This window comes from Actinomycetota bacterium (assembly GCA_035697485.1).
GTDB lineage: Bacteria > Actinomycetota > UBA4738 > UBA4738 > HRBIN12 > JAOUEA01.
Window position 1 is genome coordinate 103982 of record DASSCU010000064.1, and the last position, 19861, is coordinate 123842.

21 protein-coding genes and 1 tRNA gene are annotated in these 19861 nt (G+C 69.6%); 5 read left to right on the forward strand and 17 right to left on the reverse strand.

The features are described from left to right. The first annotated feature begins 1 nt into the window (after window position 1). A complete protein-coding gene (locus VFI59_17320) occupies window positions 2-823 on the forward strand; it encodes a VIT1/CCC1 transporter family protein (protein HET6715459.1) in 822 nt (273 codons plus the stop codon). After that, entirely contained in the window at window positions 820-1329 is a 510-nt protein-coding gene (locus tag VFI59_17325; protein HET6715460.1) for a GNAT family N-acetyltransferase, read from the forward strand. The genes VFI59_17320 and VFI59_17325 overlap by 4 nt, the downstream gene beginning before the upstream one ends. Here the strand turns inward: VFI59_17325 and VFI59_17330 are convergent. The 6 genes from VFI59_17330 to VFI59_17355 are packed head-to-tail and all read right to left on the reverse strand — an operon-like array spanning window position 1326 to window position 7433. Next, window positions 1326-3287, reverse strand: a complete 1962-nt coding sequence (locus VFI59_17330; GenBank protein HET6715461.1) for an ABC transporter ATP-binding protein — start codon at window positions 3285-3287, stop codon at window positions 1326-1328. The genes VFI59_17325 and VFI59_17330 overlap by 4 nt on opposite strands. 47 nt (window positions 3288-3334) lie before the next feature. Further along, window positions 3335-3937: a calcium-binding protein gene (locus tag VFI59_17335; GenBank protein ID HET6715462.1), complete on the reverse strand. Its 603-nt coding sequence runs from the start codon at window positions 3935-3937 to the stop codon at window positions 3335-3337. A 46-nt stretch (window positions 3938-3983) separates the two neighbouring features. Then, the gene (locus VFI59_17340) at window positions 3984-4673 is read right to left on the reverse strand and encodes a uracil-DNA glycosylase (GenBank protein HET6715463.1); all 690 of its coding nucleotides are present in this window, start codon (window positions 4671-4673) and stop codon (window positions 3984-3986) included. Further along, on the reverse strand, window positions 4670-6307 hold the full coding sequence (locus VFI59_17345; GenBank protein HET6715464.1) for an ABC-F family ATP-binding cassette domain-containing protein: 1638 nt from the start codon (window positions 6305-6307) through the stop codon (window positions 4670-4672). Before VFI59_17345 ends, VFI59_17340 begins: the two co-directional genes overlap by 4 nt. Window positions 6308-6336: 29 nt before the next feature. Further along, window positions 6337-7026 (reverse strand): GNAT family protein, encoded by a 690-nt coding sequence (locus tag VFI59_17350; protein ID HET6715465.1) that lies wholly within the window; start codon window positions 7024-7026, stop codon window positions 6337-6339. Then, window positions 7023-7433, reverse strand: coding sequence for a hypothetical protein (locus VFI59_17355; protein HET6715466.1), 411 nt, complete (start codon window positions 7431-7433; stop codon window positions 7023-7025). The genes VFI59_17350 and VFI59_17355 overlap by 4 nt, the downstream gene beginning before the upstream one ends. Before the next feature lie 90 nt (window positions 7434-7523). Between VFI59_17355 and VFI59_17360 the strand changes: the two genes are divergently transcribed. Then, on the forward strand, window positions 7524-7856 hold the full coding sequence (locus VFI59_17360) for a WhiB family transcriptional regulator (protein HET6715467.1): 333 nt from the start codon (window positions 7524-7526) through the stop codon (window positions 7854-7856). A 7-nt stretch (window positions 7857-7863) separates the two neighbouring features. Here VFI59_17360 and nth read toward each other — a convergent pair whose 3' ends face one another. The 6 genes from nth to VFI59_17390 all read right to left on the reverse strand — a co-directional run bounded on the left by nth (window position 7864) and on the right by VFI59_17390 (window position 12608). Beyond that, window positions 7864-8526, reverse strand: a complete 663-nt coding sequence (nth, locus tag VFI59_17365; protein ID HET6715468.1) for an endonuclease III — start codon at window positions 8524-8526, stop codon at window positions 7864-7866. Between the two features lie 252 nt (window positions 8527-8778). Further along, complete coding sequence (locus VFI59_17370) at window positions 8779-9525, reverse strand: Type 1 glutamine amidotransferase-like domain-containing protein (protein ID HET6715469.1); 747 nt, start codon at window positions 9523-9525, stop codon at window positions 8779-8781. After that, window positions 9522-11048 carry a pyridoxal-dependent decarboxylase gene (locus tag VFI59_17375; protein ID HET6715470.1) on the reverse strand — a complete coding sequence of 509 codons (1527 nt, stop codon included), beginning with the start codon at window positions 11046-11048 and terminating at the stop codon, window positions 9522-9524. Before VFI59_17375 ends, VFI59_17370 begins: the two co-directional genes overlap by 4 nt. Further along, window positions 11048-11761 (reverse strand): PIG-L family deacetylase, encoded by a 714-nt coding sequence (locus tag VFI59_17380; protein ID HET6715471.1) that lies wholly within the window; start codon window positions 11759-11761, stop codon window positions 11048-11050. The genes VFI59_17375 and VFI59_17380 overlap by 1 nt, the downstream gene beginning before the upstream one ends. 9 nt (window positions 11762-11770) lie before the next feature. Then, on the reverse strand, window positions 11771-12028 hold the full coding sequence (gene rsrA / locus VFI59_17385) for a mycothiol system anti-sigma-R factor (GenBank protein HET6715472.1): 258 nt from the start codon (window positions 12026-12028) through the stop codon (window positions 11771-11773). Continuing rightward, window positions 12015-12608: a sigma-70 family RNA polymerase sigma factor gene (locus VFI59_17390; protein ID HET6715473.1), complete on the reverse strand. Its 594-nt coding sequence runs from the start codon at window positions 12606-12608 to the stop codon at window positions 12015-12017. Before VFI59_17390 ends, rsrA begins: the two co-directional genes overlap by 14 nt. A gap of 128 nt (window positions 12609-12736) precedes the next feature. Here VFI59_17390 and ftsH point away from each other — a divergent pair, with 128 nt between their 5' ends. Then, window positions 12737-14773, forward strand: coding sequence for an ATP-dependent zinc metalloprotease FtsH (gene ftsH, locus VFI59_17395; protein HET6715474.1), 2037 nt, complete (start codon window positions 12737-12739; stop codon window positions 14771-14773). 7 nt (window positions 14774-14780) lie between these two features. Here ftsH and VFI59_17400 read toward each other — a convergent pair whose 3' ends face one another. From VFI59_17400 to VFI59_17420, 5 genes are all read right to left on the reverse strand, one after another. After that, window positions 14781-15704, reverse strand: a complete 924-nt coding sequence (locus tag VFI59_17400) for a glycosyltransferase (protein HET6715475.1) — start codon at window positions 15702-15704, stop codon at window positions 14781-14783. After that, a complete protein-coding gene (locus tag VFI59_17405) occupies window positions 15701-16474 on the reverse strand; it encodes an alpha/beta fold hydrolase (GenBank protein HET6715476.1) in 774 nt (257 codons plus the stop codon). Before VFI59_17405 ends, VFI59_17400 begins: the two co-directional genes overlap by 4 nt. Before the next feature lie 28 nt (window positions 16475-16502). Then, window positions 16503-16925 (reverse strand): cyclic nucleotide-binding domain-containing protein, encoded by a 423-nt coding sequence (locus tag VFI59_17410; GenBank protein HET6715477.1) that lies wholly within the window; start codon window positions 16923-16925, stop codon window positions 16503-16505. A gap of 79 nt (window positions 16926-17004) precedes the next feature. Beyond that, complete coding sequence (locus VFI59_17415; GenBank protein ID HET6715478.1) at window positions 17005-18375, reverse strand: M1 family metallopeptidase; 1371 nt, start codon at window positions 18373-18375, stop codon at window positions 17005-17007. Window positions 18376-18442: 67 nt separating this feature from the next. Continuing rightward, window positions 18443-18516: transfer RNA gene (locus tag VFI59_17420), tRNA-Met, on the reverse strand. Between the two features lie 491 nt (window positions 18517-19007). On the opposite strand from VFI59_17420, the gene VFI59_17425 reads away from it, so the two are divergent. Beyond that, the coding region (locus tag VFI59_17425) for a VOC family protein (GenBank protein ID HET6715479.1) at window positions 19008-19861 on the forward strand (854 nt) is incomplete at its 3' end.

The following is a 19861-nucleotide window of genomic DNA, read 5'->3' on the forward strand; positions in this document are numbered from 1 at the left end:
CGTGAGCGAGCTGCTGCCACCGGAGGACGCGCGAACCAAGAGCATGCTCCCCGAGCTGCTGGCGACACGCCGCCGCATGCGCAGCCGCAGCGAGCCGTTGCTCCCGCACTCGGGACCGGTCGACGATGAGCAGCGGCCCGGGGCGGGGAAGACCGGCACCCTGCGCGCGGCGATCTTCGGCGTGAACGACGGGTTGGTCTCCAACGCCGCGCTGATCATGGGGTTCGCGGGCGCCGGGGAGACCGGCAGCGTGATCGTGCTGGCAGGCATCGCCGGGCTGCTCGCGGGCGCATTCTCGATGGGAGCCGGCGAGTACGTGTCGATGCGGGTGCAGCGCGAGGTGCTCGAACGCATGCTGCACCTGGAGGCGCACGAGCTGGGGAGCGACCCCGACGGCGAGCAGGCAGAGCTCGCCGACATCTACCGAGCGAAGGGCGTCCCGACGGAGCTTGCCGCCGCGTTGGCCACCGAGCTGTCGAGGGACCCCGCCACCGCTCTCGACGCGCACGCTCGGGAGGAGCTCGGCATCGATCCCGACGAGGGACTCGGTTCCCCGTGGGGAGCGGCGGCATCCTCCTTCGTCACGTTCTCGCTCGGGGCCTTGGTACCGCTGGTTCCGTTCCTCGTGACGTCGGGCTCCGCAGGTGTGCTCGTATCGGCCGTGGTCACCGGCATCGCGCTGCTCGGGGTGGGCGCGGTGACCGCGAGGGTCACGGGGCGCTCGCCGCTGCTCTCCGGGCTGCGCATGCTCGCGATCGGCGGGGCCGCCGCGGTCGTGACCTATCTGATCGGTCTCGCCCTCGGGATCAGCGTCGTCGGATGAGCGGTGGGGAGTCACCCGTGACCGTGCGGGAGGCCGCTCCGCACGAATACGCGGAGACCGGCCGCGTCACGGCCGAGGCGTACCGCCAGTTCGTCGTCGACGGTGACGACGACTGGCACGAGTATCTCGGCGCGATCGCCGACGTCGAAGGAAGGGCTGAGCGCACCACCATCTTCGTCGCCCTCGACGGCGAGCAGATCGTCGGCAGCGCGACCCTGGAGCTGTTCGATCGCGTCGAGGACGACCCGACCCTGCACCCCGAGGAGTGCCACATCCGGATGCTGGGCGTGCACCCGGACGTCCGCCGCCGCGGGGTCGCCAGGGCGCTGATGTCGGCGTGCTTCGAGCGGGCCCGGCACGAGGGCAAGACGTTCATGACGCTGCACACGACCGAGCGCATGGGTGACGCCCAGCGCATGTACGAGGCACTCGGGTTCGAACGCCTCGACGATCGGGTGTTCCCCGACGGGTTCGTGCTGCTGACGTACCGTCGCCCGATCGACTAGGCGCCGGGTCGGACGACCTCGCCGCTCGCGAGGATCACGCCATCCTCGCACTCCGCCTGCACGAGGCCGCCCCGGAACTGCTGCTCGTAGAGCTGGGCGTAGAGGCCGCCCCGCTCCAGCAGCTCGTCGTGGGTACCGTGTTCGACGACCCGGCCGCGATCGAGCACGAAGATCACGTCGGCCTTGAGGATCGTGGACAGCCGGTGGGCGATCGCGAGCGTCGTCCGGCCCTGCATCAAGGGTTCCAGCGCCGCCTGCACGAGCCGCTCGCTCGTCGAGTCGAGCGACGACGTCGCCTCGTCGAGGATCAGGATGCGCGGGTCCTTCAGGATCACGCGCGCGATCGCGAGCCGCTGCTTCTCGCCGCCGGAGAGCTTGTAACCGCGCTCGCCGACGATCGTGTCGTAGCCCTCGGGGAGCTCCACGATCCGGTCGTGGATGTAGGCCGCCCGTGCGGCCGCCTCCAGCTCCTCCTGCGTCGCGTCGGGCCGCCCGTACTCGAGGTTGCGCCGGATCGTCGTGTGGAACAGGTAGGTCTCCTGCGTCACCACCCCGATGTTGTCGCCGAGCGACTCGAGCGTGACGCCCCGAACGTCCCGCCCGTCGATCGTGATCGAGCCCTCCTGCACGTCGTACAGGCGAGGCACGAGGTAGGTGATCGTCGTCTTGCCGGCGCCGCTCGGGCCGACGAGCGCCGCGAGCTGCCCCGGCTCGATGCGCATCGACACATCGTCGAGCGTCCACTCCCTCGGGGACTCGTTCGCGGCCTCGAGGTCGGTCGGCGACGTCGGCGTCGCACGCTCCCGCGGCTCGTCGTATCGGAACCTGACGTCGCGCAGCTCAACGGCTCCACGGACCTCGGTCGGGTCGAGGGTCACGGCGTTCGGGGCGTCCTGGATGTCGTGGCGGAGGTCGAGGTACTCGAAGATGCGGTCGAAGAGCGCGAGCGAGGAGTGGACCTCGGTCGAGACCTGCAGCATCGAGCCGATCGGGAAGAACAGCCGGGACTGCAGGGTCGTGAACGCGACGATCGTGCCCGCATCGATCGCGGTCGGATCGGTCGAGAGCTGCCACCCCGCCACCAGGTACACGAGCGCGGGCGTGATCGAGAAGAACGTGCCCACGACGGCGAAGAACGACCGGCCGATCATCGTCTGTCGGATCTGGAACCCCGTGAGTCGCTCGTTCTCCTCGCGGAAGCGTCCGATCTCGTGCCGCTGTCGCCCGAACGACTTCGACAGCAGGATGCCGCTCACCGAGAGCGTCTCCTCGGTGATCGCGGTGAGGTCGGCCAGCGTCTTCTGGGTGCTGGTCGCCACCTCGCGACGGGCCCGGCCCACCTTCACCGTGAGCCAGAGGAAGAGGGGCATCAACGCCAACGACAGGACCGTGAGCGGCACCGAGAGCACGAGCATCGCGATCAGCGTGCTGATGATCGTCACGACGTTGGCGAGCACGTTCGACGCGGTATCGGTGACCACCGACTGCACGCCGCCGACGTCGTTCGAGAGCCGAGACTGGATCTCGCCGGTGCGGGTCGCGGTGAAGAACCGCAGGGGCATGTGTTGCAGGTGCGCGTACAAGGCGTTGCGCAGGTCCTGCATCACCTTGAGTCCGACCTGGTTCGCCCAGTAGGTCTGCGCGATGCCGATCAAGCTCGTGACGATCGGCACGGCGATCATCAAGGCCACGAGCGAGTACAGCAGGGGAAGGTTGGGGCAGGACTCGCCGGCGCAGGACCCCTGCTCGCCGAAGAGCGCGTTGTTAAAGATCTCGGCGATCAGCAGGGGGTTGATCACACCCAGGCCCGACGTGAGCACGATCGCGATCGCCACCAGCGCGGTCGTGCGCTTGTACGGCTTGAAGGTGTCGATCACCCGCCGCACCGTCGCCCGGTCGACCGGGCGTTGGTCCTCCTCGACGGGGCTCACGGCGAAGAATCCTCGGTGGCGACCCATGTGTTCGAGGATACGTCGCGGGTGCGACGACTATTCCCGGCCCGGGGCTAGCCGTCGGCGCAGCCGTTGCGGCGCCGCTCGACCGAGCTCATCGTGTCGCCCGGGTCGGCGGCGAACGTGTCGTACCCCTGGCCACCCTTCACGGTGTCCTCGCCGTCACCGTCGATCACCGCGAGGCACCGGTCGGCGCCGCCTTCGCCGCTCACGTAGTCACGCCCGCTCTGGCCGTACAGCAGGAGGTCGGGATCGGGTCCCCCGTAGACGTAGTCGTTGCCCACGCCGCCGACCCCGTAGTCCGCGCCCCCTTCGCCCTTGATGATGTCGTGCACGGCAGCGCCGAACATGCGATCGTCGTCCGGCCCGCCGTAGATGACGTCGTTGCCGCCGCCGCCATTCAACTCATCGGCTCCGTCGCCGCCGTAGAGCACGTCGTTTCCCCCCTTGCCCAGGATGACGTCGTTGCCGCCCATCCCGCAGATCGACTCGCCCTTGGGGGTCCCCACCATCCGGTCGTCCCCCGGCGTTCCGACGAATCGGTCCAGGCAGGAACCGCCGGCGACGGCTCGCGGCGAGGCGACGGTCAACGAGGCGACGGTCGGGATGGCGATCGCCACCAACGACCGGGCCAGGGTTCGAAGGGCACGGGACACGGTGGCGCCTCCAGCTCGGGGCGCCCGCTGCGACGTTCCTGGCCGCCTATGGAGCGGTCCCGGCCAGCGACGCGGCGCGCGCCATCACCGTATCCATCATCGGCACCGTGAGCTTCCCGGTGAAGGTGTTCTGCTGCGACGGGTGGAAGCATCCGAGCAGCGTGTAGGGGCCGACCGCGACCTCGGCGCCGTGACCGAACCGAGGCTTCGGCCTGATCGGGTGACCGAGCGCCGCGAACGCGCGCAGCGCGCCGTCCCAGCCGAACGAGCCGAGCGCGACCACGACGCGGAGCCGATCCAGCGCGTCGATCTCGCGCACGAGGTACGGGAGGCACCGGTCGCGCTCCTGCGGCGTGGGCCGGTTCGCCGGCGGGGCACAGCGGACGACCGCCGTCACGTACGCGCCTCGCAACCGCAGGCCGTCGTCGATCGCGACGCTCGCCGGCTGGTTCGCGAGTCCCGCCCGGAACATCGATCCGAACAGGAAGTCGCCGGAGCGGTCCCCCGTGAAGATCCGGCCCGTTCGATTGCCGCCGTGGGCGGCCGGAGCGAGCCCCAGCACGAGCACGCCGGCACGGGGATCGCCGAACCCGGGCACCGGTCGTCCCCAATAGGTCTCGTCAGCGAACCGCGCGACCTTCTCTCGCGCGGTCCGCTCCCGCCACTCGACCAGTCGCGGGCACGCCAGGCACGCGACGACCTCGTGCTGGATCGCCGCGAGCGCGTCCGCGCTCACGCCGGGATCCGGCCCCGGGCTTCGAGCCAGTCGTCGTACCCGCCCGGCGACGAGAACGCCTGGCCGTCGCGGACCTCCACGATGCGATCCGGGATGCGGTCGAGAAGGTACCGGTCGTGGCTGATCACGATCACCGTGCCGTCATAGGACTCGAGCGCGGACTCGAGGACCTCCATCGAGTCGATGTCGAGGTGGTTCGTCGGCTCGTCGAGCAGCAGGCAGTTCGCGCCCGAGAGCATCAGCAGGCAGAGCTGCAGGCGGGTCCGTTCGCCTCCGGAGAGCGTGCCCACCGGCTGACGCATCTGGTCGTAGCGGAACAGGAACCTTCCCAGCAGGGCGACCGCGTCTTCCTCGTACATCGGCTTCACGTCGCGGACGAACTCGATCGGCGTGCGGTCGGGCGGCTCCGTCTCATGACCCTGCGCCAGATAGCCGATCCGCACGGACGGCCCCACCCAGCGACGCCCTTCGTCGGGTTCGCGCAGTCCGGCGAGCACGGTGCCGAGGACGGACTTCCCCGCGCCGTTCGCGCCGATCATGCCGATGCGCTCGCCCCGGTGGATCTGGACGTCGCACCCGAGCAGCACGGGGTCGCCGTCGAAGGCGACGGTGACGTCATGGAGCTCGACGACCTTGGCGCCGCCACGCTCTGCCGCCCGCATCTCGAGCGCGATCCTGCGACGCTCGAAGACAGGCTTGTCGATCTTGTCCATTCGGTCGATCTGGCGCTGCTTGTTTCGTGCCTGGGTGATGTGACGCTTGTTGACGACGATGCGGGCCCAGTGCTCGAACCGCTTCACCGCCTCCTCGAGTCGTTCGATCTCCTTCTGCTGGGTCACGTAGAGCTGCTGCTGTCGTCTGAGCGCGATCTCCTTCGCGACCGCGTACGCCGAGTAGTTCCCCGGCCACATCGTGATGCGGCCGCCGTCGAGCTCGGCGATGCGCGAGACGGTCTCGTCGAGCAGGTACCGGTCGTGCGACACCGTCACCACGGCGCCTGGGAACTCGGCGACGATCGACTCGAGGCGAGCGCGGCGATCGGCGTCGAGGTGGGTCTCGGGCTCGTCGAGCAGGAGCAGGTCGGGCTGGCGGATCAGGCAGGCAGCGAGCGCGACGAGCTTGCGCTGCCCCCCGGAGAGCGCTGAGGTCGGCAGCGCCAGGTCATCGCCGTCGAGGCCGAGCGAGACGAGCGTCGCGCGTGCCTCGCCGGCGAGGCCGGCTCCGCCCGAGGCGACCCACCGATCCAGCAGATCCTGCTGGTGCGTGAGCACCCGATCCATGCGGGCGAGGTCGGCCACCACCTCAGGCCGGCCGAGCTCCGCCTCCACGGTTCGCATCTCAGCGTCGAGGGCGGCGATGTCGGGCCGCGCGGCCAGCACCGTCTGTTCCGGCGTGCGATCGTCGCCGTCCACATGCTGCTCCAGATAGGCGATCACCAGATCCTTGCGCCGCACCACCTCGCCACCCGAGGGCGCTTCGACACCCTGCAGGATGCGCAGGAGCGTCGACTTCCCCGCGCCGTTCGGACCCACGACGCCGATGCGGGCCCCGTCGGGTACCTCGAGGTCGGCCCCCTGCAGCACGGGCCAGGAGCCGTAGGACTTCTCGACGTTCACGAGGCTGACGACGGTCACCGCCCCACGATACGGAAGCGCGCGTGCGGTCAGCCGGCTCGGGACGCGGGCATGAGCTCGCGGAGCGAGACCGTGCCCGGCTCCGCCTCGAGCCAGCGTTCCATCGCGGCCCGTCGGACCGGCCACTCCTCGGCCAGCATCGAGAACCATGCGGTGTCCCGGTTGCGGCCCTTCACGATCATGTGCGAGCGGAAGACACCCTCGAACGTGAACCCGAGCCGCTCAGCCGCCACCCGCGAGCGAGCGTTCAACGCGTCGCACTTCCACTCGGCGCGCCGGTACCCCCACGTGTCGAACGCCTCGCGGAGCAGCAGGTAGGCCGCCTCGGTGTTGGCACGGCCCCGCTGCGCCGATCGCACGTACCAGATGTTCCCCAGCTCGAGCCGGCGCATCGCCGGATCGATGCTCATGAGGCTGACGACCCCGATCGGCTCGGCCGCGTCTCGATCCACCACCGTGAAGAACAACGGGTCCGTCGATACGGCGCCGGCGACGAGCCAGGCGCGCATCTCCTCGAGCCCGTCGAACGGCCCGTAGGTCATGTACGTCCAGATCTCCTCGTCCTCGGCCGTCGCGTGCGATCGCTGGTAGAGGCCCGGCGCGTGCGCCTCGGGGTCCAGGGGCTCCAGCCGGATGAACCGGCCGTCGATCGCGCCGGCGACCGGGCGTACCGCGGGACCGCCGTCCACGGGCTCGCCCACGGGACGCCGCGCGGTCATCGCACCGCCACCCGCAGCGACCGGAAGCGCTCGGCAGCCGCCTGGAACGGTTCCAGCGGGTCGAGCAGGTTCTCCACCGCCCAGATCAGCCCCTCGAACCCGCCGAGGTCGGGGGCACTCTCACGCAGCCGCCGGGCACGCTCGAGGGCTTCGTCAATGCCGGCGAGGCACGCATCCCACTCCTGCTCCATCTCGGGACGACGCCACGCCGCCATGGCCCCGCGCGCGCGGCCGAGGCGTTCCTCGAACTCCGCGAGGGCGTCGGGAAGCGGACGCCCCGGCAGGCGGGTGGTCGGCATCACCTCGGTGAGCGCCTGCTTTGCCGGCTCGACCTCGCCCAGCACGCGCTCGAACGCCTCGAGCGAGGGCTCCAGCTCGGCCGGCAGTCGCTTGCGTCGGAAGACCATCACGTCGTTCCTTGACTGAACCGTCGTTCAGATAATAGGCTCCGCGCCACGCAGGGGAACCGTCGTCCAGGCCCGTGAGAAGGTGGTTCGATGATTGAACCGAAGTTCAAGCACGACCCGCGCGAGACCTGGTGGATCGGGCAGGCGGGCTGTATCGGCGAGGATCCCGAGCTCTTCTTCCCGATCGGCACCACGGGTCGATCGATCGAACAGACGGCCCGAGCGATCGAGGTGTGCGAGGGGTGCCTGGTGCGAACGGCGTGCCTCGCGTGGGCGCTCGACACCTGCCAGGACGCCGGGGTCTGGGGCGGCCTCGGCGAGGAGGATCGACGGGAGATCAGGCGAGCACGACGGCGGGCGGCCGCCGCGGCGGCCCTGGTGGAGCCTGCCCGTCCCGATGACGAGCTCGTCGGGGTGGGGTGAACCCCGGTCACACCCTGCTGGACGGGCACAGATCCTCCACGGGGCAGTCACCGCACAGAGGCCTCTTGGCCTGACAGATCGCGCGGCCGTGGTCGATCAGAACGTAGCTGAACCCGAACCAACGCTTGCGAGGGATCAAGCGCATCAGGTCCTGCTCGATCTTGTCGGCATCGGAGTGCTCGCTGAACCCGAGCCGGTTCGCCAGCCGCCGCACGTGGGTGTCGACGGCGATGCCTTCGACCTTCCCGAACGAGTTCCCGAGCACGATGTTCGCGGTCTTGCGCGCTACGCCACGCAGGGTGGTCAGATCCTCCATCGTGTCGGGCACCTCGCCGCCGTAGACCGTGACGATGCGCTCGCACGCTGCTCGAAGCGACGCGGCCTTCTGGTTGAAGAAACCTGTCGGCCTGATGTCGGCCTTGAGCTCGTCCTCGGGCACGGCCAGGTAGTCGGCGGCGCTGCCGTACTTGCGGAAGAGTGTCGCGGTGACCTCGTTCACCTTCTCGTCGGTGCACTGGGCCGACAGGATCGTCGCGACGAGGCACTCGAGCGGTTTCGAGAAGTTGAGCGCGACGTGCGCGTCGGGATAGGCCTTCGAGAGGCGTCGGATCAACACCGGGGCCCGATCCTCGATCGGTGACGTGCGCGTGAGCTGCGGGCGGGCGGTCATCGACCCGTCACCCTACGAGTTGCGGCCGGAGGCGCCCAGGGCCACCGGCTCCGCGATCCCGATCAGGCGACCGGCCGGTCCGGGTCGCGCGCCGGATCGGCCTCGGGCAGCACGTCGGCCACTACTCCCCCGTCTTCCAGGCCGGCACCGGCGTCACGCAGTCCTCGCGGGGCACGAACTCCTGCGGGCGATGGGCTCCATCGGGATCGCCCGGTGCTCGGGCCAGCACACGTGGCTCACGGCGCCACCTCCCTACACCTGCGGGGTGCCGGTGCCTCGCCCATCGATCGGGAGTGGCAGGTCGAAGCGATCACCGTCGCCGTAGCGCGCGAACTCGCCGTCGCGTCGGACGTGCACGCAGCCGCGTCCGCGCACCTGCCAACGCTCACCGTCGCCGAGCATCGCCGTCTGCTCATCGATGCCGACGAACGCGTGCCCGTCGGCGACCGACGAGACGATGAACTCGGACGCGCCCGGCACCCATGTATCGATCATGTCCCAATGCGGCCCGAAGAGGGTCTCGCGCACGATGCCGAGGCCCGGCTTGAAGATCGCGCCGAAGTCGTCACTGTCGCTGTCGAACGTCGTCTCGGTCAGACAGGCGACCCCGGCGCTGCATCCGGCGTACCCCATGCCCCGGGCGATACCGCGTAGGAGCGCGGCGCACACCGCGGTGTCGCGCAGCACGTGGGAGAGGTGGGCCGGGTTGCCTCCCGAGAAGTAGACGACCGACGCCTCCTCGAGCCGCGCCGCGAGCTCGTCGCGCCCGGCGTCATCGCGGGTGCGCACCGGCAGCACCTCTGCCTCGACGTCGATCGAGGCGAAGTGCTCCAATCCCTTGCGCCCCCACTCCTCGAACACGGCGTCGCCCTCGCGGGACGAGGCCGTGGGCGCGATCACGACGCGACCGTCGCCCGTCACCCGCTCGAGGAGCCAACGGTCCGCGACCTCTGACCACGGCTCGAACTCGCCCGACCCGAGCAAGGCCCAGGAGCTCACGCCAGCGCCTCCGCACTGAGCGTCGCGGGCCGGAGCTCGGCGTCGAGCCTCGCGCCAGTCTCGGCAGCGATTTCGACCAGCGCCTCGACGTCCTCGGCCTCGGTCCGGTAGTTCACGATGCAGGACCGCAGGCAGAAGCGGTCACGCAGCACGGCGTTCGAACAGTAGACGCGCCCCCCGAGCTGGATGTCGGTCATGATCCGCTCGTTCAGGTCGTCGAGGTACTCCTCGCGACCCTCGAACCCTTGCGGCGGCAGGCCCGGGGGCACGTAGCGGAAGCAGGTGATCGACAGAACCACCGGGGTCATCAGCTCGAAGTCGTCGCGTTCCTCGACGAGGGCCCCCAGGTAGCGCGCCAACGCGGCGTCGTGCGAGATGCGCCGAGCGTACGCGTCGCGACCGTGTGCGAGGAGCGAGATCCAGACCTTGAGGGACCAGAAGCCCCTACTGAAGTTGGGCGAGTGTCGGCCGAGGTCGACGCCCCAATCGGTGTGTTCCTCGTCCTTCACGATGTAGGAGACGTACTCGAGGTCGAAGGAACGGCGCATCAGCTCGAGGTCCCGCACGAGCACGCATCCCCCCGAGTGCGGGGTGTATAGCCACTTGTGGGGGTCGAAGGCGATCGAGTCCGCGCGCTCGATGCCTTCGAGGAGCGGCCGCAGGTCGTCGGCAAGCATGGCGGGTCCGCCGTATGCGGCGTCGACGTGCATCCAGACCGCCTCGTCGCGGCAGACGTCGGCGACCGCCGTGAGATCGTCGACCGCGCCCGTCGAGACCGTGCCCGCGTTGGCGACGACCGCGATCGGCCGCACCCCCGCCGCACGGTCGCGACCCACCATGTCCCGCAGGACGTCGACCTGCATGCGGTAAGCGTCGTCGACCGGCACGTGCCGCACGTTGTCCGCCCCGACGCCCAGCATGTCGGCAGCCCGATCCGACACTACGTGCGTCTCCTTGGAGAGGTAGAAGCCGAGCGGCGGACCAGCAGCCACGCCCTCGGCCCTGATGTCCCAGCCTGCGCGGGAGTCCCGTGCGACCTTCAGCGCGATCAGGTTCGCCATCGCCCCTCCCGACGTGAGCGCGCCAGCGGAACCATCTGGCATGCCGAACATCCGTTGGGCGAACCACCGGGTGAGGGCCATCTCGATCTCGACGGCCGACGGCGCGAGGCGCCAGCCGCCGGCGTTCATGTTGATCCCCGCGGCAAGCAGTTCCGCCGCCGCTCCCGGAACGGTGCCCGCGCCCGAGACATAGGCGTAGAAACGAGGGTGGCCGAGGAATGCCGAATGCTCGAACGTCATGCGCCGCAGGTAGTCGACGAGCTCTGCCTCGGCCGTCGGCTCATCGGGAACATCGACCACGACCCCCGCCCGCACCTGGTCGAGCCCCTCGTCCACGATCACCGGCAGGTGCGGGAGCCGCGAGAGCAGATCCTCGTAGATGTCGGCGACCGCGTCGACGAACGCCCGGGCCCGCTGTGGCTCCCAGTCGAGGTCGCGGACCGGCTCGGGACGCTCGGCCATCACGCGTCCTTCTCGGCGGCCAGCCGGAAGTACTCCACCGCCATCCACTCACGCATGTGGTCGCCGAAGACCTGCACGAGGCCCTCGACCTGGCTCTCGTGCGCCTGGATCGCTTCCCACTTCAGATCGAGCACGTCCTCGGGCAGGGTGAAGTCGATCCCCAACGCCTCGCGCGGCACGAGCTGAGGGGTGCCGGGCAGGAAGATGTTGAACGGCTCGAGCCTCGGCAGCCACGTCTGCGCCCACTCGGGCGTGGCCGTCGCATGGAAGAGGCGAGCCCCGGGCTTCGCGGCGTCCGCGAACGCCGCATCGACCCACGACGAGACGCTCTTGTGTCCCTCGTGGCCGGTCATGCCGTCGGGTCCGAACGTCAGCACCGTGTCGGGCTGCACCTCACGCATGATCTCGACCACCTGCCGGGCGCCCGCTGGGTCCAGCGGGGTCTGCATGTCGACGTCGATCGGGCCCTCGAGGAACCGGTGCTCCTCGACGCCGAGCACGTCGAGGCTGCGGCGCATCTCAACCGTCCGCACCTCGGCCATGCGCTCGGAGGGCCAGCGATCCTCGTCCATCGACCCGCCCTCGCCGCGGGTCGCGGTCACGTCGACCACGCGGTTCCCCGCCGCCGCCGCGACGGCCATGAGACCCGACGACAGGTAGATGTCGTCGTCCGGGTGCGCCCACACCCCGAGGACCGTGCCGAGCTCCTGCATGGTCCTTGTCTACTGCACCACAGGCGGCTCGTCGAGCAGGGACCTGATGCGATGCTCGAGCGCCGAGGGAACAGCGTCGCCCGTGCACTTGGCACGGATCATGACCTTCACGTGGCGACGGAACTCCGCGCGCTGCATGCAGGGGTTGCAGTCGGACAGGTGGACCTGAATCTGCTGCTCGACCGTGGCGTCGAGCTCCCCGTCGAGGAACGACTCGATCTCTCGGAGCGTCTCCATGCAGTTGGGCCCGCAGTCAGGCGTCGTCATCGTCGACCAGTCCTCGTTCCTTCGCCGTGTCCCACAACGCCTTCTGGAGTGCTTTCCTTCCCCGGTGCAGACGGGACATCACGGTGCCGATCGGGGTGTCCATGATCTCGGCGATCTCCTTGTAGCTGAACCCTTCGACGTCGGCCAGCAACACGGGCAAGCGGAAGTTCTCGGGCAGGGACTCGAGCGCGTCCTTCACCGCTTGGTCGGGCATGCGATCGAGCACCTCGGTCTCGGCCGACAGCTCCACGTTGCGCCCGCCCAGACGGTCGTAGAGATACCACTCGTCGATGTCGTCGGGCCCCTCGACGGTCTGGGGTTCGCGCTGCTTCTTGCGGTACGTGTTGATGTAGCTGTTCGTGAGGATGCGGTAGAGCCACGCCTTGAGGTTCGTGCCTTCCTGGAAGGAGGCGAACCCTCGGTAGGCGCGCAGGTAGGTGTCCTGTACCACGTCCTCGGCGTCGGCGGGGTTCCGCGTCATGCGCAGCGCGGCCGCGTACAGGCTGGGCAGCAGCGGGAGCACGTCGCGCTCGAAGCGTTCGCGAAGGGCCGGATCTTCGGCGGCGGCGGTCTGGGCCATGGGCGGTCAGTATCGCGCATCCAGACCTGAGCCGACCCTGCCGATGGGTGTGGAGGAACCGTGGCGCCGCCCATCTCGTCGCGGAGGGCCTGGCATATCTCGACGACGATGGGAGGATAGGAAGCACGATGCCCGACAACGACGACCGTTCACCGTTCTCACGCCGCGGCGGCGGCGACAACGCCGGTGGTGGCGGCACGCCGCGGCCCAGGTTCGCGCCGTGGTTGGTGGTGCCGATCCTGCTGGTGGCCCTGCTGGTGTTCAACAACGTGCTCTCGAACACTCAGCGCCGGTCGATCACATACAACGAATTCATCACCGCCGTCGAGGAAGACCGGATCGATCCGGAGACGACGGTCAAGATCTCCGACTCTGCGATCACGGGCGCCCTCACGACCGACGAGGGCTCCCAGGACTTCACGACGACGCTGGCGCCCAACTTCCAGACGCAGGATCTCGCGACGTTCCTGCAGGAGAACGACATCAACTTCGAGTTCGAGCAGCCGAGCGTGTTCCTGTCGCTGCTCGTGAACATCCTCCCCTTCGCGCTGATCATGATCGGCATCTACTGGTTCGTGTTCCGGCGCATGGGAGCGGGTGCGTCGGGCGCCCTGAACATGGGCAAGAACAAGGTCAAGATCTACGACCGCAAGGAGATGAAGACGACGTTCGCCGACGTCGCCGGCGTCGACGAGGCCAAGGACGAGCTGCGCGAGATCGTCGAGTTCCTCTCGAACCCGAAGAAGTACCAGCGGCTGGGTGGGCGCATCCCCAAGGGCGTGCTGCTGCTGGGGCCCCCCGGGTGCGGCAAGACGCTGTTGGCGCGCGCGGTCGCCGGTGAGGCCAACGTGCCGTTCTTCTTCATGAGCGGGTCGGAGTTCGTCGAGATGTTCGTGGGCCTGGGTGCCGCGCGTGTGCGTGAGTTGTTCCAGCAGGCCAAGGAGAAGGCCCCGGCGCTGGTCTTCCTCGACGAGATCGACACGATCGGCAAGGGTCGCGGGGGCGTGAGCGGTGCCGGGCTCGGCGCGCACGACGAGCGTGAGCAGACCCTGAACCAGCTGCTCGTCGAGATGGATGGCTTCGACGCCTCGAAGGGCGTCATCATCATGGCTGCGACGAACCGCCCCGACGTGCTCGACCCCGCGCTCGTGCGACCGGGCCGGTTCGACCGGCAGGTCGTGGTCGACCGGCCCGACCTGAGGGGGCGCGAGGAGATCCTGCGCGTGCACGCCCGCGGGGTGGCGCTCTCCCCCACCGTCGAGCTGCGCACGATCGCGGCGCGGACGCCGGGCTTCACGGGTGCCGACCTCGAGAACGTCGTGAACGAGGCTGCCCTGCTCGCCGCTCGCCGTGAGAAGAACTCCGTGACGATGGACGAGCTCGAAGAGGCGATCGACCGAGCATCGATGGGCTTGGAGCGCAAGTCGCGCGTGATGAGCGAGAAGGAGAAGTCGCGGGTGGCATCCCACGAGATGGGCCACGCGCTCGTCGCGCACTACTCCGAGAACCTCGATCCCGTGCACCGCATCACGATCATCCCGCGCGGCACCGCGGCGCTCGGTCTCACGATGACCCGTCCGATCGAGGACCGGTTCCTCGCGACGGAGCCGGAGCTGAAGGACACGCTCGCCTACGCGATGGGCGGTCGCGTCGCCGAGGAGATCGTGTACGGCGAGGTCTCGACAGGTGCCCAGAACGACCTCGAGAAGGCGACGCAGATCGCGCGCGCGATGGTGTCCCAGTACGGCATGAGCGACAAGGTGGGCCCGCTCTCGCTCGGCCAGGAGGATCCGAACGCGTTCTTCGGAGGCGGACCCCGCATCTCCAGTGGCACGGCCGAGAAGATCGACGAGGAGGTCTCGCGGCTGCTGAGCGAGGCCCATGACCAGGCCGAGCGCATCCTCGACGCCCATCGCGACATGCTCGACCGCCTCTCGGCCCTGCTGCTCGTGACCGAGACGATCGACGGCGAGGACCTCGAGGCTTACACGGGCGGGACGAAGCCCATCCCCGACGCTGAGCAGCTGCGGCAGCACGAGGAGACCAAGCAACGCGAGTCCGCGGCGGCCGCGGCGGCCGTCGCCAGGGAAGATCGCGAGCGGGAGCGGCAGCGCACGCCGCAGATCTCGATGCCGCCGGCGCCGCCGATGCCGACGGTCGACTGATCGTCGGTCAGTTGCGGTCAGGCGGACGAGGGTCCAGCACGAGATCCCACCGCCCCCGCCATCGATCCAGGAAGCGGTAGAAGTTCCGCTTCGACCACTTCGCGCGCTCTGCCGGGTCGGTCTCGAACCACGCGCGGTGCTCGTGCTTGACGACCGGGATCGGCACGACGTCCGTGCGCAGCCCCCGGTCCTTGACCCGGAACGACAGCTCGACGTCCGCGGTTCGGTACCAGCGGAACCGCTCGTCGAAGCCCCCGACGTCGGCCAACACCTCGCGGCGCATCGCCATGCAGTACCCCTCGATCGCGTCGCAGGGCCCCGGCCCTGTCGACGGCTCGAACGCGCGCAGGTCGTGCGTGACGATGCCGAACGGCCCGACGATGCCGACCGCGGGGTCGGTGAGCGCACGCTCGAGCGGATCGAGCACGTCACCAGCGGCCTCGATCGATCCATCGACAGCCAGCACGATGCGGCCGGTCGCTCGACGCAATCCGGCGTTCATCGCCGCCCCCCAACCCGTGCCCGCCTTCAGCGGGATCACATCCACGTCGTCGCCGAACGCCGACGGGTCGGTGCCGGTCACGTCGGCGACCACGTAGCGCACGCGACGTCGCCCCTGGTGCTCCCGGAACGACGTGATCGATCGCGCGATATCGTCGGGCCAGCCCTCGACGACCCAGTGCACGCTCGCGTCGTCGGTCGACGGCGCGTCGAGCAACGACGGCACGTCTGCCGCCCGGAGGGCGCGCGGCGGACCGGGGTCCACCATCGGATCGAGGTGCCACCCACCCTCGACGTCGTCGACGACGGTCCATCCGGCCGCGGCGAGTTCGTCGCGCAGCGCATCGGCCGTCGCGAAGTCCTTGTCCGCCCGGGCTGCGGCTCGCCGCTCGGCGATCGCGCGCACCTCTGGCGCCGGGTCGCCACTCATCGGCGATGCCGGCCGACGAAGTCGAGCACCGCGTCGTCGGCTTCCTCGGCGCGCTCGGAGTGGTACAGGTGCCCCGCGCCGTGGAGGAGCACGAGCTCGGCGCCCGGGATGCGAGAGGCGAGCAACTCCGCGTTCTCGGAGGCGACCATCCGATCCTCGGTGCCGTGCAGCACGAGGGTGGGCACCTCGATCGCGGGGAGCCGGTCGTGAACGTCGAAGGCCTGCATCGCCTCCCATTGTCGGCGCCCGCCCTGCGGATGTCGCGGCTGCCGGGCTCCGATGCGGAGGTCCTCGGCGACGTGTTCGGGATGCTCGTCGGGGAAGCCGGGCGCGTAGAGCGACCGCCAAGGCTCGCCCTTGGGCACGGTGTTTCTGGCCGGGACGAGGACGTGCTGACCCCCGCAGTGGGTGGCGGCGAGCACGAGGGTGCGCACCCGCCCAGGGTGCGCGAGCACGAGCTCGATCGCCACCATGCCTCCGAAGGACTGCCCGTACACGTGCGCTCGGTCCACGCCCAGCTCGTCGAGCAGGGCGATCGTGTCATCCGCGAACGTGGCCATCGTCACCGAACCGGTGGGATCGCTCGAGTTCCCGTTGCCTCGCAGGTCATAGGCGACGACGTACAGCTCGACCGCGAGGTGCGGGATGTTGCGCCGCCATCCGGGGATGTCGCCGCCCATGCCCTCGAGCAACACGATGGACTCGGCGGCCGGATCGCCGTGCTCCTCGTGGTAGAGCCGGGCGCCGTCGGGGCGTGTCAGGAAGGCCACGAGGCGCGGAGTCCCCCGCGATCTGCCGTCAGGCGGTCGCCGCTTTGGTGGCGTTGCGCAGCCGGCTCGCCATCTGCTGCAAGGTCTTCACCGCGATGGACGGGTGCTCCTGCATCAACCCCCTGAACACCCACTCCGTGAGACCCAGCATCTCGATGTCGGAGGTCGCGGTCACCGTGGCGGTGCGCGGCCCACCGTCGAGCAGCGCGATCTCGCCGAAGAAGTCCCCGGGGCCGAGCGACGCCTTCTTCGCGCCGCCGATCGTGACCTCGGCGGTGCCGTCGACGATCACGAAGAGGCCGACCCCCGGCTCGCCCTCGCGGGCGATCACGGTGCCGGACGCGTGGTCGATGTCCTTCACGACGCGAGCGACCGTCTGCAGATCCCTGCGGGAGCAGCCTGAGAACAGGGGCACACGCGAGAGCTGCCCCACCACGTCACGTCTGGCCACGCCGTTCCCCCTTCGTTCGGATGCGACTCGGCCATCCTAGTCGTGTTCTCTCGCCCGTGGGACCCTCAGATCCCCGGGGTCAGGCAGGAACGAGCCTCCAACGTTGCCAGTAGGCCGCGGCGTCGAAGCCGTCGAGATGCCGGTCGGCCGCGGCCTCGATCGCGGCCATGAAGTCCCCGGTGCGGGCGACGTCCAGATGGTGCCGTCCGACGTACCGGCCGACGATTCGCAGGAACCGGTCATGCCCGAACCGCTTCGACAGGTTCGCCAACATGCAGGCACCGCTGCGGTAGACCACCCAGTACCGACTCGGATGCTCTGCCCAGTAGGCCATATCGTTGGTGAGCGCCGTGTCCGCGCTCGGCCAGTCGACCCCCCGGCACCCCGGATCGGACCCGAACGGCTCCCGCGAAGCCCAGGTCGCGAACGACTCGTCGAGCCACGGCTCGTGGTACTGATCGTTGCCCACGACCCCGTAGAACCACTGATGAGCGAGCTCGTGCGCGATCGTGTCGCGGAGCGGGCCGGCGAACACGATCGTGGGGTACTCCATGCCGCCGAACTCGCCGAACCCGGTGAGCACCACGTCCACCTCGGGGTAGGGGTACTCGCCGAGGGCCCGCCCGAGCGACTTCATCACGGTCACGGCGTCGGCCGCGACGGTGCGGGCCTTCGCGCGGCCGATGGCGTTCGGCTGGTACGACACGACCACGTCGGCGCTCCCTGCCGATCGCTCGACGGTGCGGAGCCGCCCGGCGGCCCAGGCGAAGTCACGCACGTCCTCCGCCGAGTACGTCGTGCGCATGCGGCCGGCCGCGGTCTCGCGCCGACCGGTCACGACGCCGGTGGCGGCGGTGTCGAGGGCGCGCGGGGTGACGAACGTGACCTGGTGGTCGCCGACCACCGAATAGAAGCTCTCCCCGAGGTTCTCGAACGGCGCGCGATGCCACCCTGCGTCGTCGCGCACCGCGAGGATCGGGAGCGCCGTGCCCGCCAGGGCGAGGCCACGGTGGAACCCGAACCGGTCGTCCTCGTCGGGCAGCACGATGTCGAGGTCGTACGAGATCGTCGCGGTGCCCGAGGGCCCGAGCGGTTGGTCGAGCGTGACCTCGATCTCGGTGCAGTCCAGGCGCTCGTCGGTGACGTCACCGCCCTGCACGTTCGAGACGGCGATCGAGCGGGGATCGCAGCCGAGCACCCCGTTGGACCACACCCGCAGGTACACCTCGGGAAGCGTTCCCGTGCCGACGTTGGTGAACGTGACTGAGCCATGCCCCCGCCAGGTTCTCCCGGCGGCCCCGGAACGCAGGTGGACGTCGTAGCTCGCCTCCGCCGGCGTCCGCACCACCGACGATCCCGCCGGGGTGATCGCCGCGGCCGAGCGTAGCGACAGCGAGGCCAACACCACGGCCGGGAGCGCGAGCGTTGTCCAGGTCCACGAGCGTGGCATGCCGGGAGTCTATGCGCGGGAACGAGGCGAGGGGCGTCGGTTTGTCCACCGACGCCCCTCGTGTTCGTCGCGGGGACAGGATTTGAACCTGTGACCTCTGGGTTATGAGCCCAGCGAGCTACCGGACTGCTCCACCCCGCAGAACGATGCTAACAAACGCCCGATGAACGCCCAAGCGGGGAGCGGGGATAGGAGATAGGGCACGGCGAAACGCCGCCCCCCGCTGACCTACCGCGCCGAGCCCCCGCCTGTCGGCGGGTTCGTCGTCGCGATGTCGTCGTCGCATCACCGCTCTCGTCGCTCATCCCGTTGCATCTGCACGCTGCCCCGGTGGTGTCCCAGCCGGGTCAGGCGGCGATGGCAAGCGCAGCCTGCAGACGGTCGACGACTCTGACCAGGTCGTCGCGGTCGAGGGTCAGCGCCGCGCCGGAGCACATCGAGCCTTGCCTACCGATCGGCAGATGTGGCGCGCTGTGAACGGCGAACCGTGGCGGGTGGCGATGGGTTTCGTGCGAGCGCGGAACGCCGATTCGGTGCACTCGCGATCGCGAACACCGCAAGCGGCACACACGTCGAGATCGCGATCGAGTCGGCATACCGAGCTCCACGGCGAACTCGAAGCGAGGGACCGCATGGTGGACGCCCGGGCCATCGCTACCATGATCCCTTGTGGCCGGCCACGCGGCCCGGCAGTACGCGATCAGGTGACGCCGAGCCTGATCATGATCAACGGCGTACCTCAATGCCCCGGCCGGGACATCATCACTATACGGAAGGAGACGGGCTGTGCGGTGCCGGGCATGACCGAGGTCGGAACGGATTGGCGGGTGGTCGATGGCGTCGCGACGGCATGGTTCGACGCGCCGTCGCTGATTGAGGGGGCTGCGCTGGCCGGGCGCATCGTGGAGCTGTCGGCCGAGATCGTGGTCGACCTGCGCGCGACAGGCATGCGGGTGCGCCTCGACTCAGACGAGCACGCCGAGCCGGTGTCGGCGGCCGCGCGGGATCTCGGGCTGGCCGCGAACCCTGCCGTGCTGCAGCACCTGAGCGTCGTGTTCGAATCCGCGAACCCGTCTGTGGTGAGGCGGTTCTGGCAGCGCGTGCTCGACTACGCGCCTGGGGAGGACGGCGGTTTGGCGGATCCGTTGCGGCGCGACCCCGCGATACGGATCCGGCAGTCGACCGAGCCACGGCCGTTGCGAAACCGCATCCACCTCGACGTGGTGCGGCCGGCCGCGGCGGTCGAGCAGGCGAGTCTTGGTGAGGCATCGGGACCGTTCGGGGTCTGTCACACCGACCCCGACGGCAACGAGGTCGACCTGGTGCCGGGCGCGGCGCTCGGCGAGAGGATCGGGACAGCCGACTGGCAGGCGGTGTTCAGCGCGATGGCGTGCTACCGCACCACCTCGCCGACGCAGCAGCGTGACCTGGCCGACGCAGCAGCGGCGCTAGCCGACGACACGGGCTTCCCGCTGCTGGTCGACCT

Bases quoted from the DNA above. Each gene is read 5' to 3' on its own strand.
- VFI59_17325 (HET6715460.1), top strand. From the start codon at position 820: ATGAGCGGTGGGGAGTCACCCGTGACCGTGCGGGAGGCCGCTCCGCAC.
- VFI59_17330 (HET6715461.1), bottom strand. From the start codon at position 3,287: ATGGGTCGCCACCGAGGATTCTTCGCCGTGAGCCCCGTCGAGGAGGAC.
- VFI59_17350 (HET6715465.1), bottom strand. From the start codon at position 7,026: ATGACCGCGCGGCGTCCCGTGGGCGAGCCCGTGGACGGCGGTCCCGCG.
- VFI59_17355 (HET6715466.1), bottom strand. From the start codon at position 7,433: ATGGTCTTCCGACGCAAGCGACTGCCGGCCGAGCTGGAGCCCTCGCTC.
- VFI59_17360 (HET6715467.1), top strand. From the start codon at position 7,524: ATGATTGAACCGAAGTTCAAGCACGACCCGCGCGAGACCTGGTGGATC.
- nth (HET6715468.1), bottom strand. From the start codon at position 8,526: ATGACCGCCCGCCCGCAGCTCACGCGCACGTCACCGATCGAGGATCGG.
- VFI59_17375 (HET6715470.1), bottom strand. From the start codon at position 11,048: ATGGCCGAGCGTCCCGAGCCGGTCCGCGACCTCGACTGGGAGCCACAG.
- VFI59_17380 (HET6715471.1), bottom strand. From the start codon at position 11,761: ATGCAGGAGCTCGGCACGGTCCTCGGGGTGTGGGCGCACCCGGACGAC.
- rsrA (HET6715472.1), bottom strand. From the start codon at position 12,028: ATGACGACGCCTGACTGCGGGCCCAACTGCATGGAGACGCTCCGAGAG.
- VFI59_17390 (HET6715473.1), bottom strand. From the start codon at position 12,608: ATGGCCCAGACCGCCGCCGCCGAAGATCCGGCCCTTCGCGAACGCTTC.
- ftsH (HET6715474.1), top strand. From the start codon at position 12,737: ATGCCCGACAACGACGACCGTTCACCGTTCTCACGCCGCGGCGGCGGC.
- VFI59_17400 (HET6715475.1), bottom strand. From the start codon at position 15,704: ATGAGTGGCGACCCGGCGCCAGAGGTGCGCGCGATCGCCGAGCGGCGA.
- VFI59_17415 (HET6715478.1), bottom strand. From the start codon at position 18,375: ATGCCACGCTCGTGGACCTGGACAACGCTCGCGCTCCCGGCCGTGGTG.